Here is a 13,152-nt window from a genome sequence, read left to right as displayed (position 1 = left end):
GGTGATGGGCGTCGTCAACGTCACCGACGATTCGTTCTCCGACGGTGGGCTCTTCCTGGATCGCGACCGCGCCGTCGCGCACGGGGTCGAGCTCGTCGCCCAGGGCGCGGCGATCGTCGACGTCGGTGGCGAGTCGACCCGCCCCGGCGCCACCCGCGTCGACCCCGAGGTAGAGATCTCGAGGATCCAGCCGGTCGTGAAAGAGCTTGCCCAGCAAGGGATCACCGTCAGCATCGACACCATGCACGCGGCGGTGGCGCACGCGGCGCTGGACAGCGGGGCGAAGATCGTCAACGACGTCTCCGGGGGCCGGGCCGATCCCGACATGGTGCGGGTGGTCGCCGACGCCGGCGTGCCGTGGATCCTCATGCACTGGCGGTCGGTGGACGGCGACAACCCGCACGAGGTGCCGGCGTACGGCGACGTCGTCGCGGAGGTGCGCGACGAACTGCTGAGCGGCGTGGACGCGGCGGTGGCCGCGGGCGTGCACCCCGACAAACTGATCATCGACCCGGGCCTCGGTTTCGCCAAGACAGGACAACACAATTGGGCGTTGCTCAACGCGTTGCCGGATTTCGTCTCGACGGGGATTCCGGTGCTCGTCGGCGCATCCCGCAAACGCTTTCTGGGGACCCTGCTCGCCGCGCCCGACGGCGAACCGCGCCCGCCGGCCGGGCGGGAGACCGCGACGGCGGTCATCTCGGCGCTGGCCGGCTGGCACGATGTCTGGGGTGTGCGGGTGCATGACGTCCGCGCGTCGGTGGACGCGCTCGCGGTGGTGGCGGCGTGGCGGGGCGGGGCCTCATGACCGACCGGATCGAACTGCGCGGCCTGACGGTGCGGGGCAATCACGGCGTCTTCGATCACGAACGTCGCGACGGTCAGGACTTCGTCGTCGACATCACGGTGTGGATCGACCTGTCCGCCGCGGCGGCCAGCGATGATCTGGCCGACACGCTGGATTACGGGGTGCTGGCGCAGCGGGCCGCCGACATCGTGGCCGGTCCGCCGCGGCAGTTGATCGAGGCGGTAGCCGGCGAGATCGCCGACGACGTGATGCGCGACGAGCGCGCGCACGCGGTCGAGGTCGTGGTGCACAAGCCGTCCGCGCCTATCCCGTTGCAGTTCAACGATGTTGCGGTGACGGCCCGCCGCTCCCGACGGGGCGGCCGGAGCGTATGACAACGGTCGTGTTGTCGATCGGCTCGAACCTGGGCGACCGACTCGCGCATCTGCAGTCGGTGCTCGACGCGCTGGGGCCGGCGGTGACGGGGGTGTCGCCGGTCTACGAGACCGATGCGTGGGGCGGCGTCGAGCAGGGCCCGTTCCTCAACGCGGTCGTCCTCGCCGAGGATCCGGCACTCGACGCCCACGGGTGGCTGCGCCGGGCCCACGAACTCGAGGATGCGTGCGGGCGGACCCGCGAACAGCACTGGGGGCCGCGCACACTGGACGTCGATCTGGTCTCCTGCCGGGACGACGACGCCGAGATCGTGATGGACGATCCCGACCTGACCCTGCCCCATCCCTACGCCCACGTGCGGGCCTTCGTGCTGGTGCCGTGGTCGGTGGTCGACGCCTCGGCCGAGTCGGCGGAGTCGGCCGTGTCGGCGCACCTGGCCGCGCTCGATCCCGCCGAGCGCGCCGGTGTGCGCCTCACCGATCTGGTGCTGCGGCCCCGGAGCGCCGGCTGATGGGCCTGACCCGCAAGCGTGACCTGGCGGCGGCCGTCGCAGCCGCGGCGATCGCCGGCTACCTGCTGATGTATGTGGTGTACCGGGTCTTCCCGCCGATCACCGTGTGGACGGGCATGTCGCTGCTCGGCGTCGCCGTCGCGCTGGCGGGCTGGGCGTTCCTGGTGCGGGCCAGGATTCGTGACGGTCGCATCGGAGTCGGGGCGGGACGGCTGCATCCGCTCGCGGTGGCGCGGTCGGTCGTGATCGCGAAGTCGTCGGCCTGGATGGGCAGTGTCGTGCTGGGGTGGTGGCTCGCGGTGGTCATCTATCTCCTTCCCCGGCGTGGGTCGCTGCGGGTCGCCGCCGAGGACACCGCCGGCGCGGTGATCGCCGCGTTGTGCGCGCTGGCACTGGTCATCGCCGCGCTGTGGTTGCAGTACTGCTGCACCTCGCCGGACGATTCGGCGCCGGAGGCCGACCCCGCGCCGGGCTGAGCGCAGACGAGCCCGAATCGCCGCCGTGAGGTCGACACGCGCGATGACCTGTGGCGGTACAGTCGCCCCATGACCGATCCGACCCGCGGCGGCCGCCTGAGACGCGGTGGCCGAAGGCCCGGGTGGATTCTGATGACGGTGTTGCTGGTGCTGGCCATTGCGGCCAGCTCGGCGCTGGTTTTCACCAGTCGCGTCGAGTTGCTCAGGCTGGCAGTGATTCTCGCGCTGTGGGCGGCTGTGGTGGCCGCGTTCGTGTCGGTCATCTACCGCAGGCAGAGCGACAGCGATCAGGCCAAGGTGCGCGACCTCAAGCTGGTCTACGACCTGCAGCTGGAACGGGAGATCTCGGCCCGCCGCGAGTACGAGCTGTCGGTCGAGTCGCATCTGCGGCGGGAGCTGGCCTCGGAGTTGCAGGCGCAGTCCTCCGACGAGGTCGCCTCGCTGCGCGCGGAACTCGCTGCGCTGCGGGCCAACCTGGAGTATCTGTTCGACGCCGACCTGTCGCACCGCCCCGCGCTGGAGACCGAGCGGACAGCCGGACGTGTCACCAGCAGCCGCATCGACACCGAGGATGGCGAGGTCGCCGCGGCGGCGGAGCCCGACGCGCCCGAGACCGAGGAAAGCCCGATCATCGACGTGCCGGCGGAACCGCACCCGCCGGAGCACGAATGGGCGGCCGCGGTCGACGAGCACGGCGGAGCGCACCGCAGATCCGGTGAGCAGGAGACCGCGCGCAGGCATCGCGCCGATGCCGCCGCGCAGCCGCAGTGGGCGCCCCCGCCCCCGCCGCAGCAGCATCCCCAGCAGCCGCCGCAGCCCCCGCAGATGCCGCCACCCCCGATGCCCCCGCCGCCGCAGATGCCGCCGCCCGGTCCGCAGTTCCCGTGGCTGCCACCCCAGCAGACCCCGCCCCAGCAGACCCCGTCCCAGAAGGCCCCCGCCCAGTCGTCGCAGTGGCAGCCCGTTCCCGCCGAAGGGCAGTACATCCCGGCCGGTGCCCCCGGCAGCAACTGGGTGGCCCCGCCCGCCGAGGACGGTCATGACGAGTACGTCGGCCGTCGCAGGGCGCCGGAGCAGCCCTCCGAAGACCGGCAACCCCCGCGTGGCCGGCATTCGGCGGTCGGTGAGCAGCCGCAGGAGCCCGCTGTGCCCGACGAGGAGCCCGAGCAGCCCGACGAGTCCGACGCCGACGGCGGCGCGCACACCGGCGGTCAGTCGGTGGCCGAACTGCTGGCCCGGCTGCAGGCCACCCCGTCGGGCGGTGGCGGACGAAGGCGCCGCGAGGACTGAGCTAGGCTCTTGGCGACCGTCCGGTACCCGCCCCGCGGGACCGGAACGAAGCCCCGAGATAACAGCGAGGTCGACTGCGATGGTGCAGCCCTCCGCCGGCGGGAACTCTCCGCACGACGGACTCCGCCCGGCCAGGCTCACGATAGGCGTGATCTCCGCGGGCCGGGTCGGCACCGCGTTGGGCGTCGCGCTCGAACGCGCCGAGCACGTCGTCGTCGGATGTGCGGCGGTGTCGTCCGCGTCCCGCGCTCGGGCGGCGCGATGGCTTCCCGACACCCCGGTCCTGCCCGTGGACGAGGTGGCCCGCCGCGCCGAACTGCTGCTGCTCGCGGTGCCGGACGCCGAACTGCCCGCACTGGTGTCGGGGCTGGCTTCGGCAGGGGCGGTGCGCCCCAACACGATCGTGGTGCACACCTCCGGGGCCAACGGAATCGGCGTGCTCGCACCGCTGGCCGCGCTCGGCTGCATCACGCTGGCGATCCACCCGGCGATGACGTTCGCCGGCACCGACGAGGACGTCGACCGGCTGCGGGGCACCTGCTTCGGGATCACGGCGGGCGACGAGATCGGGTATGCGATCGCGCAGTCGCTGGTCCTCGAGATCGGCGGCGAACCGTTCCGGGTGCGCGAGGACGCCCGCACGCTCTACCACGCGGCGCTCGCGCACTCGAGCAACCATCTGGTCACGGTTGTCCTCGATGCGGTCGACGCGCTGCGCGCCGCGCTGTGGGGTCAGGAGTTGCTCGGTCAGGAGACCGTCGGCGACTCACCGGGTGGCATCGCCGAGCGGATCGTGGGGCCGCTGGCTCGTGCGGCGCTGGAGAACGCGCTGCAGCGCGGTCAGGCGGCGCTCACCGGACCGGTCGCACGCGGTGACGCGGCTGCGGTCGCAGCGCATCTGCACGCGCTCGCCGAGGTGAATCCCGATCTGGCGCAGGCGTATCGGGCCGATTCGTGGCGCACCGCGCAGCGGGCGCACCCCCCGGCGGCGGTGTTCGACGTGTTGACGGAGACAGGACAGTGACGGGCATGGGTGGCGCGCCGAAATTCGTTGCGGGACAACTGAATCTCTATCACCGACCGACCGACGTCTCCGCTGTCACCCGCGCGCTGCGGGCCACGGGCCGGCGGATCATCCTGGTCCCGACGATGGGTGCGCTGCACGACGGGCATCTGAGCCTGGTGCGCGCGGCCAAGCGGGCACCGGGTGCGGTCGTGGTGGTGTCGATCTTCGTCAACCCGTTGCAGTTCGGCGCGGGCGAGGACCTCGACGCCTACCCGCGGACCCTCGACGAGGACCTGGCGTTGCTGCGGGAGGAGGGTGTCGAGGTCGTGTTCGCCCCGACCGCCAACGACATGTACCCGAACGGCATGCGCACGACGGTGCACCCGGGACCAATCGGGGCCGAGCTCGAGGGGGCGGTACGGCCGACGCATTTCGCCGGGATGCTGACCGTGGTGCTCAAGCTGTTCAACATCGTCGCGCCGGACCGGGCCTACTTCGGGGAGAAGGACTATCAGCAGCTGGCGCTGATCCGGCAGATGATCTCCGATCTCGACCTCGACATCCAGATCCAGGGGGTGCCGACGGTGCGCGAAGCCGACGGCCTGGCGATGTCGTCGCGCAACCGTTTCCTCGCCGCGGAGGAGCGCGAGCAGGCGGGCGCACTGTCGGCGGCACTGCTGGCCGGCATGTACGCGGCGTCCGCCGGGGTGGCGGGGGCACTCGACGCCGCCCGGGCGGTGCTCGACGAGGTCCCGGCGCTGCAACTGGACTACCTGGAGATCCGCGACCCGATGCTGGGCCCGCCGCCCGCCGAGGGACCGGGCCGCATCCTGGTCGCCGCCAGGTTGGGGCGCACCCGGTTGATCGACAACATCGCGATCGACATCGGTGCGAGTGCAGGCATCGACGGCCATCCGCGCACCGCCCACGGAAAGAGCCCCGAAATTCCTTGGAGGAACTGATGTTACGGACGATGTTGAAGTCCAAGATCCACCGCGCCACGGTGACGCAGGCGGACCTGCACTACGTCGGGTCGGTCACGGTGGATGCCGACCTGATGGACGCCGCAGATCTGCTCGAGGGCGAGCAGGTCACGATCGTCGACGTCGACAACGGCGCCCGGTTGGTCACCTACGTGATCACCGGGGAGCGCGGGAGCGGCGTCATCGGGATCAACGGTGCGGCAGCGCATCTCATTCACCCGGGCGACCTGGTGATCCTGATCGCCTACGGGATGCTCGACGATGCCGCCGCCAGGACGTATGAGCCGCGGGTGGTCTTCGTCGACGCCGACAACCGGGTGCTCGACCTCGGAGCGGATCCGGCCTTCGTGCCGGACACCGCCGAACTGCTGTCGCCGAGGTGATGCCGTGCTGCTCGCGATAGACGTCCGCAACACCCACACCGTCGTGGGCCTGATCTCCGGGTCGGGATCTCACGGCAAGGTTGAGCACCACTGGCGGATCCGCACCGAATCCGAGGTCACCGCAGACGAACTGGCGCTCACGATCGACGGTCTGATCGGAGACGACGCCGAACTGCTCACCGGGGCCGCCGGTCTGTCGACGGTGCCGTCGGTGTTGCACGAGGTCCGGGTGATGCTGGAGCAGTACTGGCCGTCGGTGCCGCACGTGCTGATCGAGCCGGGTGTGCGCACCGGAATCCCGCTGCTGGTCGACAACCCGAAAGAGGTCGGGGCCGACCGGATCGTCAATTGCCTTGCCGCATATCAGAAGTACGGGACTGCCGCGATCGTGGTGGACTTCGGCTCCTCGATCTGCGTGGACGTGGTGTCGGCGAAGGGCGAGTTCCTCGGCGGTGCCATCGCCCCCGGTGTGCAGGTGTCCTCCGACGCGGCAGCGGCGCGTTCGGCGGCTCTGCGACGCGTCGAGCTCACCCGTCCCCGTTCGGTGGTGGGCAAGAACACCGTCGAATGCATGCAGGCCGGCGCGGTGTTCGGCTTCGCCGCGCTGGTCGACGGTCTGGTCAACCGCATCCGGGAGGACGTCGACGGGTTCGGCGGAGACGACGTCACCGTCGTCGCGACCGGCCACAGCGCCCCGCTGGTGCTGGAGGATCTGAGCACCGTGCAGCACTACGACCGGCACCTGACCCTCGACGGGCTGCGCCTGGTGTTCGAGCGCAACCGGGACAACCAGCGCAAGCTCAAGCAGGCCCGCTGACGACGTTCAGAAGAATGTGTGGACGAGGTCGACTACCCGGTCGTCCGGGTCGAGCACGGGGATGAGCCGCCACTTGTCGAAGGTGGTGCAGGGGTGCGAGATGCCGAACCGCAGCCAGTCTCCGACCTCGACGTCTCCGGAGGTCACCCGCAGGTGAGCGTGCTGGTCGTTGAGCTTCTCGACGGCGCCGGCCACATCGCCCAGCGGCACCGGCATGCCCTGGTCGAACGACACGTCGCGACGCCCCATCCCCACGATCGCCAGGTCCGGTTCGGGCCGCGACAGCACCTGTGCCCTGATCTCGAGCGCGGGACGGAATCCGTCCGGGCCGCCACGGGTCAGTGGCGAGGTGCGCGCGTAGAGGCCGTGGTCGTGGGCGAGGTAGCAGCCGCTGCGCAGGATCGGCCGCACCCGGATGCCGCCGGGCCAGTCGGACAGGGCGTCGGCGACCGCGTCGAAGTACGTGCTGCCGCCGGCGGTGACGACGACGTCGTCGTCTTCGAACAGCGCGGCCAGCCGGATCACGGTGGCGCGCACCGCGGCGAGGTGAGCGGTCACGACGGCCAGCGCGTCGTCGTCGAGTGACTGGGCCACGGCGGCCTCGTAACCCGCGACCCCGACCAGCCGCAGGCGCGGGGATGCGGCCGCAGCATGCGCGACGTCGTCGGCGGCTTCGGCCGTGCGGCACCCGGACCGCCCGCCGGGGATGCCGACCTCGACGCAGACGTCGATCGGACGTCGGGCGCCGTCGAGGGCCGCCGTCATCAGCTCGACCCCGCGCACCGAGTCGGCCCAGCACACGAACCGCAGGTCGGGATCCCGGTCCAGCTCCACCGACACCCACCGCAGGCCCGCGGCGTCGACGAGCTCGTTGGCCAGCAGCAGCGAGCGCACCCCGAACGCGCGATACACCGCGGCCTGGGCGACGGTGGCCACGGTGATCGCGCACGCACCGCCGGCCAGCTGCCGTTCCGCGAGCTGCGGTGACATGTGGGTCTTGCCGTGCGGCGCGAGCTCCATGCCGCGCGCTGCGCACCACCGGGCCATCGTGTCCACGTTGTGTGTCAGCGCGTCGTCGCGCAGCACGCACTGCGGCCCGGCGCCGCCGCCGACGGGCACCGCGGAGCCTGCGGCGATGATCTGCGCTTCCGTGCGGCCCCACCAGTCCGCCGGGACGCCCTTGAAGCGCCAGTCCAGCGGGCGGTCGCGCAGGTCGCGCACCGCGGCGTCGAAGACGATGTCGTCGATCGGCGCGATTCCGGGCGCGGTCATCTGTTCATTTAAGCTGGCACGTCGTGACGTCCCCAGATTCTCCTGACGATATCCCCGAGCAGTTCCGCATCCGTCAGGCCAAGCGCGAGAGGTTGCTCGCCGAGGGGCGCGAACCGTACCCGGTGAAGGTCGACCGCACCCACACCCTCGCCGAACTGCGGCAGGCGTATCCGGATCTGGAACCCGACACCAAGACCGGCCTGAAGGTCGGGGTCGCCGGGCGGGTCATCTTCGCGCGCAATTCCGGGAAGCTGTGCTTCGCGACGCTGCAGGAGGGCGACGGCGCACAGCTGCAGGTGATGATCAGCTTCGCCGAGGTCGGTCAGGAATCGCTGGATGCCTGGAAGGCCGACGTCGACCTCGGGGACATCGTGTTCGTGCACGGGGAGGTCATCAGTTCGCGCCGCGGGGAATTGTCGGTGCTCGCCGACTCCTGGCAGATCGTGTCGAAGGCACTTCGGCCGTTGCCGGTGGCGCACAAGGAATTGAACGAGGAAACCCGGGTTCGGCAGCGTTATGTCGACCTCATCGTGCGCCCCGAAGCCCGCACAATTGCGCGGCAACGCATTGCGGTGGTGCGCGCGGTGCGCTCGGCGCTGGAACGGCGCGGATTCCTCGAAGTCGAAACTCCGATGTTGCAGACTCTCGCCGGCGGGGCGGCGGCGCGTCCTTTCGTCACGCACTCCAATGCATTGGACGCCGACCTCTATCTGCGGATAGCGCCGGAACTTTTTCTCAAGCGCTGTGTGGTCGGCGGATTCGACCGCGTCTTCGAGTTGAATCGGAACTTCAGAAACGAAGGTGCGGATTCCACCCATTCGCCGGAATTCGCGATGCTGGAGACTTATCAGGCGTACGGCACCTACGACGATTCCGCGACCGTCACCCGAGAACTTATTCAGGAGGTCGCCGACGAAGCCATCGGCACCCGACAGGTTCCATTGGCCGACGGCACCGAGTACGACCTCGACGGGGAATGGCAGTCGCTGCAGATGTACCCGTCATTGTCCGAGGCTCTGGGTGAAGAGATAACACCCGCGACGCCGGCCGAGAAACTGTGGCAGATCGCGGACCGTTTGGGTGTCGAGATCCCCCGCGACCGCGGTTATGGGCACGGAAAATTGGTCGAGGAACTCTGGGAATTCACGGTCGGCGACACGTTGTGGGCGCCGACATTCGTCAGGGATTTCCCGGTCGAGACGACCCCGCTGACCCGGCCGCACCGCAGCATCGAGGGTGTCACCGAGAAATGGGATCTCTATGTCCGCAAGTTCGAACTCGCGACCGGATACTCAGAACTGATCGACCCGATCATCCAGCGGGAGAGATTCGAGGCGCAGGCGCGCGCGGCCGCCGCAGGTGATGACGAGGCGATGGCCCTCGACGAGGACTTTCTCGCCGCACTCGAGTACGGGATGCCGCCCACCACGGGCACCGGAATGGGCATCGACCGGTTGTTGATGGCGTTGACGGGACTATCCATTAGGGAGACGGTTTTGTTCCCGATAGTTCGCCGACACAGTAACTGAACTGCGTTTAATCGAACGTTGTTGAATAGCCCGGCTTTATATGGCACATTGGTGCCTCAGGTGAGCGGCATTCCGTTCATCTGACGCTTAGGAAGGGCAGTCGGGTAATGGCGAAGAAAGTTACCGTCACCTTGGTCGACGATTTTGACGGGGAAGGCGGCGCCGACGAGACCGTGGAATTCGGTCTCGATGGTGTGAGCTATGAGATAGACCTCTCTGCCAAGAACGCCGCAAAGCTTCGCAATGACTTGAAGCAGTGGGTCGAGGCCGGACGCCGTGTCGGTGGCCGTCGCCGCGGCCGCGCTGTGGCTGGTACCGGCCGCGGTCGTGCCGCAATCGATCGCGAGCAGAGCGCGGCGATCCGTGAATGGGCCCGGCGCAACGGCCACAATGTGTCGACGCGCGGCCGAATTCCCGCCGATGTGATCGACGCTTTCCACGCCGCCACCTGACATATCGACGTTCGCTGGTGGCGAACCGAACAGCACTCGCTCCCGGAAACGTTTTGCCGACCTGTCACGTTGTTCTTGCAGCATCGGGCAGATGACATCCGGCATGGCATCTGTAGCTCTTTTGTCACCCCTACAGGGGCTGCCAGGCGGGGCACCCGAAGCTGTCGCCCATTAGAGTGGACGGCGTAGGTGCACAGCGCTGGTTCACGGCCGTGTTGAACGGCAGCAGAGCAGCACCTCCACTATGCGATGGAGAGCAGGTAACCACGGATGTTCGAAAGATTCACCGACCGTGCGCGTCGGGTTGTCGTCCTGGCTCAAGAAGAGGCCCGGATGCTCAATCACAACTACATCGGCACCGAGCACATCCTGCTGGGACTCATTCACGAGGGTGAAGGCGTGGCCGCCAAGTCACTCGAGTCGCTGGGCATCTCCCTGGAAGGGGTGCGCAGCCAGGTCGAGGAGATCATCGGTCAGGGACAGCAGGCACCGTCCGGACACATCCCCTTCACTCCGCGGGCCAAGAAGGTGCTCGAACTGAGCCTGCGCGAGGCGCTGCAGCTCGGCCACAACTACATCGGCACCGAGCACATCCTGCTCGGCCTCATCCGCGAGGGTGAAGGCGTGGCCGCGCAGGTCCTCGTCAAGCTCGGCGCCGAGCTGACCCGGGTGCGCCAGCAGGTCATCCAGCTGTTGAGCGGCTACCAGGGCAAGGAGACCGCCGAGGCCGGCACCGGCGGCCGCGGCGGGGAGGCGGGCAATCCGTCCACGTCGCTGGTCCTCGACCAGTTCGGCCGCAACCTGACCGCCGCCGCGATGGAGGGCAAGCTCGACCCCGTCATCGGCCGCGAGAAGGAAATCGAGCGGGTCATGCAGGTGCTGAGCCGTCGCACCAAGAACAACCCGGTCCTCATCGGCGAGCCCGGCGTCGGCAAGACCGCCGTCGTCGAAGGGCTCGCCCAGGCGATCGTGCACGGCGACGTGCCCGAGACGCTCAAGGACAAGCAGCTCTACACCCTCGACCTCGGATCGTTGGTCGCGGGCAGCCGCTACCGCGGTGACTTCGAGGAACGGCTGAAGAAGGTCCTCAAGGAGATCAACACCCGCGGCGACATCATCCTGTTCATCGACGAGCTGCACACACTCGTCGGCGCGGGTGCCGCCGAGGGTGCGATCGACGCGGCCAGCATCCTGAAGCCGAAGCTGGCCCGCGGCGAGCTGCAGACCATCGGCGCGACCACCCTCGACGAGTACCGCAAGTACATCGAGAAGGACGCCGCGCTGGAGCGTCGTTTCCAGCCGGTTCAGGTGGGCGAGCCGACCGTCGCGCACACCATCGAGATCCTCAAGGGTCTGCGCGACCGCTACGAGGCGCACCACCGCGTCTCCATCACCGACGGTGCGATCGCCGCGGCAGCGACGCTGGCCGACCGCTACATCAACGACCGGTTCCTGCCGGACAAGGCGATCGACCTGATCGACGAGGCGGGCGCGCGCATGCGCATCCGCCGGATGACCGCGCCGCCGGACCTGCGCGAGTTCGACGAGAAGATCGCCGATGCGCGCCGGGAGAAGGAGTCCGCGATCGACGCGCAGGACTTCGAGAAGGCCGCGAGCCTGCGCGACAAGGAGAAGCAACTCGTCGCGCAGCGCGCCGAGCGCGAGAAGCAGTGGCGCTCAGGTGATCTCGACGTCGTCGCCGAGGTCGACGACGAGCAGATCGCCGAGGTGCTCGGCAACTGGACCGGCATCCCCGTGTTCAAGCTGACTGAGGAGGAGACCACCCGTCTCCTGCGCATGGAAGACGAGCTGCACAAGCGGATCATCGGCCAGGAGGACGCCGTCAAGGCCGTCTCGAAGGCGATCCGCCGCACGCGTGCCGGTCTGAAGGACCCTAAGCGCCCGTCCGGTTCGTTCATCTTCGCCGGCCCGTCCGGAGTCGGTAAGACCGAGCTGTCCAAGGCGCTGGCGAACTTCCTGTTCGGCGACGACGACGCGCTCATCCAGATCGACATGGGTGAGTTCCACGACCGCTTCACCGCGTCGCGGCTGTTCGGTGCCCCTCCGGGGTACGTCGGCTACGAAGAGGGCGGCCAGCTCACCGAGAAGGTGCGCCGCAAGCCGTTCTCGGTCGTGCTGTTCGACGAGATCGAGAAGGCCCACCAGGAGATCTACAACAGCCTCCTGCAGGTGCTCGAAGACGGTCGCCTGACCGACGGTCAGGGCCGGACGGTGGACTTCAAGAACACCGTGCTGATCTTCACCTCGAACCTCGGCACCAGCGACATCAGCAAGGCGGTCGGACTGGGCTTCACCCAGGGCGGCGGCGAGAACAACTACGAGCGGATGAAGCAGAAGGTTCACGACGAACTGAAGAAGCACTTCCGTCCGGAGTTCCTCAACCGCATCGACGACATCATCGTCTTCCACCAGCTGACTCAGGACGAGATCATCCAGATGGTCGACCTGATGATCGGCCGGGTCGGCAACCAGCTCAAGGCCAAGGACATGGCCATGGAGCTGACGCCGAAGGCGAAGGCGCTGCTGGCCAAGCGCGGCTTCGATCCGGTGCTCGGTGCCCGGCCGCTGCGCCGCACCATCCAGCGTGAGATCGAGGACCAGCTGTCCGAGAAGATCCTGTTCGAGGAGCTCGGGCCCGGTCAGCTCGTCACCGTCGACGTCGAGAACTGGGACGGCGAGGGCCAGGGCGAGGACGCGGTCTTCACGTTCAGCGGTGCGCGCAAGCCGGTCGAGGTGGCCGAACCGGATCTGGCCCAGGCCGGAGCCGGTGGCGCGGGGCCCGCAGCCGAGTAGAACACCAACCCGAACGGGGCGGTCGCCTTCCCAATTTCGTAACCGGGGGAGGGTGGCCGCCCCGTTTGGCTTACGATGCTCGTGTACATCGACGGGTGTCGGAATCTGGTGCAAATCCAGAACGGTCGCGCCACTGTGACAGTCAGACCCGGTTTCCGTCGCACATCTGGTTGGGACGCGAAATCCCGGGAAGGAACCACCATGACCTCACCGCACGCGAGCAGAACCCCCGCAGGAGTCATCGATCTCTCGGCGACCAAGGCCGCGGTGTGGCTGTCGCTGACGGCGTTCTTCGCACTGGTGGTTCTGTACTTCATCGGAATGGACCAGGGCGCGACGTCGGTCTTCGGCAACAGCACCTACATTCACGAATTCGTGCACGACGCACGCCACCTCCTCGGCTTCCCCTGCCACTGACCTCAGCGGCAAAGGGACA

14 protein-coding genes are annotated in these 13,152 nt (G+C 68.6%); 13 read left to right on the top strand and 1 reads right to left on the bottom strand.

Translation table 11 applies throughout. From position 1 onward, the window contains the following. Positions 1–4: 4 nt before the first annotated feature. The 9 genes from folP to DYE23_RS24975 all read left to right on the top strand — a co-directional run bounded on the left by folP (position 5) and on the right by DYE23_RS24975 (position 6,649). The gene (folP, locus tag DYE23_RS25015) at positions 5–808 is read left to right on the top strand and encodes a dihydropteroate synthase (protein ID WP_115329098.1); all 804 of its coding nucleotides are present in this window, start codon (positions 5–7) and stop codon (positions 806–808) included. Further along, complete coding sequence (gene folB, locus DYE23_RS25010) at positions 805–1,182, top strand: dihydroneopterin aldolase (RefSeq protein WP_115329097.1); 378 nt, start codon at positions 805–807, stop codon at positions 1,180–1,182. Before folP ends, folB begins: the two co-directional genes overlap by 4 nt. Continuing rightward, on the top strand, positions 1,179–1,694 hold the full coding sequence (folK, locus tag DYE23_RS25005; protein WP_115328451.1) for a 2-amino-4-hydroxy-6-hydroxymethyldihydropteridine diphosphokinase: 516 nt from the start codon (positions 1,179–1,181) through the stop codon (positions 1,692–1,694). The genes folB and folK overlap by 4 nt, the downstream gene beginning before the upstream one ends. After that, positions 1,694–2,170, top strand: a complete 477-nt coding sequence (locus DYE23_RS25000) for a DUF3180 domain-containing protein (protein WP_115328450.1) — start codon at positions 1,694–1,696, stop codon at positions 2,168–2,170. The genes folK and DYE23_RS25000 overlap by 1 nt, the downstream gene beginning before the upstream one ends. Positions 2,171–2,239: 69 nt before the next feature. Beyond that, positions 2,240–3,460 carry a DUF6779 domain-containing protein gene (locus DYE23_RS24995; protein WP_115328449.1) on the top strand — a complete coding sequence of 407 codons (1,221 nt, stop codon included), beginning with the start codon at positions 2,240–2,242 and terminating at the stop codon, positions 3,458–3,460. A gap of 79 nt (positions 3,461–3,539) precedes the next feature. Continuing rightward, positions 3,540–4,484 carry a Rossmann-like and DUF2520 domain-containing protein gene (locus tag DYE23_RS24990; protein ID WP_115328448.1) on the top strand — a complete coding sequence of 315 codons (945 nt, stop codon included), beginning with the start codon at positions 3,540–3,542 and terminating at the stop codon, positions 4,482–4,484. A gap of 5 nt (positions 4,485–4,489) precedes the next feature. Then, complete coding sequence (gene panC / locus DYE23_RS24985; RefSeq protein WP_115328447.1) at positions 4,490–5,428, top strand: pantoate--beta-alanine ligase; 939 nt, start codon at positions 4,490–4,492, stop codon at positions 5,426–5,428. Next, positions 5,428–5,832, top strand: a complete 405-nt coding sequence (panD, locus tag DYE23_RS24980; RefSeq protein WP_011892322.1) for an aspartate 1-decarboxylase — start codon at positions 5,428–5,430, stop codon at positions 5,830–5,832. Before panC ends, panD begins: the two co-directional genes overlap by 1 nt. Positions 5,833–5,836: 4 nt before the next feature. Further along, on the top strand, positions 5,837–6,649 hold the full coding sequence (locus DYE23_RS24975) for a type III pantothenate kinase (protein ID WP_115328446.1): 813 nt from the start codon (positions 5,837–5,839) through the stop codon (positions 6,647–6,649). Positions 6,650–6,655: 6 nt separating this feature from the next. Here the strand turns inward: DYE23_RS24975 and DYE23_RS24970 are convergent, their stop codons facing one another. Continuing rightward, positions 6,656–7,921: an alanine racemase gene (locus DYE23_RS24970; protein ID WP_115328445.1), complete on the bottom strand. Its 1,266-nt coding sequence runs from the start codon at positions 7,919–7,921 to the stop codon at positions 6,656–6,658. 23 nt (positions 7,922–7,944) lie between these two features. On the opposite strand from DYE23_RS24970, the gene lysS reads away from it, so the two are divergent. The 4 genes from lysS to DYE23_RS24950 all read left to right on the top strand — a co-directional run bounded on the left by lysS (position 7,945) and on the right by DYE23_RS24950 (position 13,133). Beyond that, a complete protein-coding gene (lysS, locus tag DYE23_RS24965) occupies positions 7,945–9,450 on the top strand; it encodes a lysine--tRNA ligase (protein ID WP_011892325.1) in 1,506 nt (501 codons plus the stop codon). A gap of 107 nt (positions 9,451–9,557) precedes the next feature. Further along, positions 9,558–9,902 carry a histone-like nucleoid-structuring protein Lsr2 gene (gene lsr2 / locus DYE23_RS24960; protein WP_013472892.1) on the top strand — a complete coding sequence of 115 codons (345 nt, stop codon included), beginning with the start codon at positions 9,558–9,560 and terminating at the stop codon, positions 9,900–9,902. A gap of 270 nt (positions 9,903–10,172) precedes the next feature. Continuing rightward, complete coding sequence (gene clpC1, locus DYE23_RS24955; RefSeq protein WP_115328444.1) at positions 10,173–12,716, top strand: ATP-dependent protease ATP-binding subunit ClpC; 2,544 nt, start codon at positions 10,173–10,175, stop codon at positions 12,714–12,716. 201 nt (positions 12,717–12,917) lie between these two features. Next, entirely contained in the window at positions 12,918–13,133 is a 216-nt protein-coding gene (locus tag DYE23_RS24950; protein ID WP_011892328.1) for a CbtB domain-containing protein, read from the top strand. Positions 13,134–13,152: the final 19 nt, after the last annotated feature.

This window comes from Mycolicibacterium gilvum, assembly GCF_900454025.1.
GTDB classification, from domain to species: Bacteria; Actinomycetota; Actinomycetes; order Mycobacteriales; family Mycobacteriaceae; genus Mycobacterium; species Mycobacterium gilvum.
Note: the sequence above shows the minus strand (reverse complement) of the source record. Positions and strands in the feature narration are given on the sequence as shown.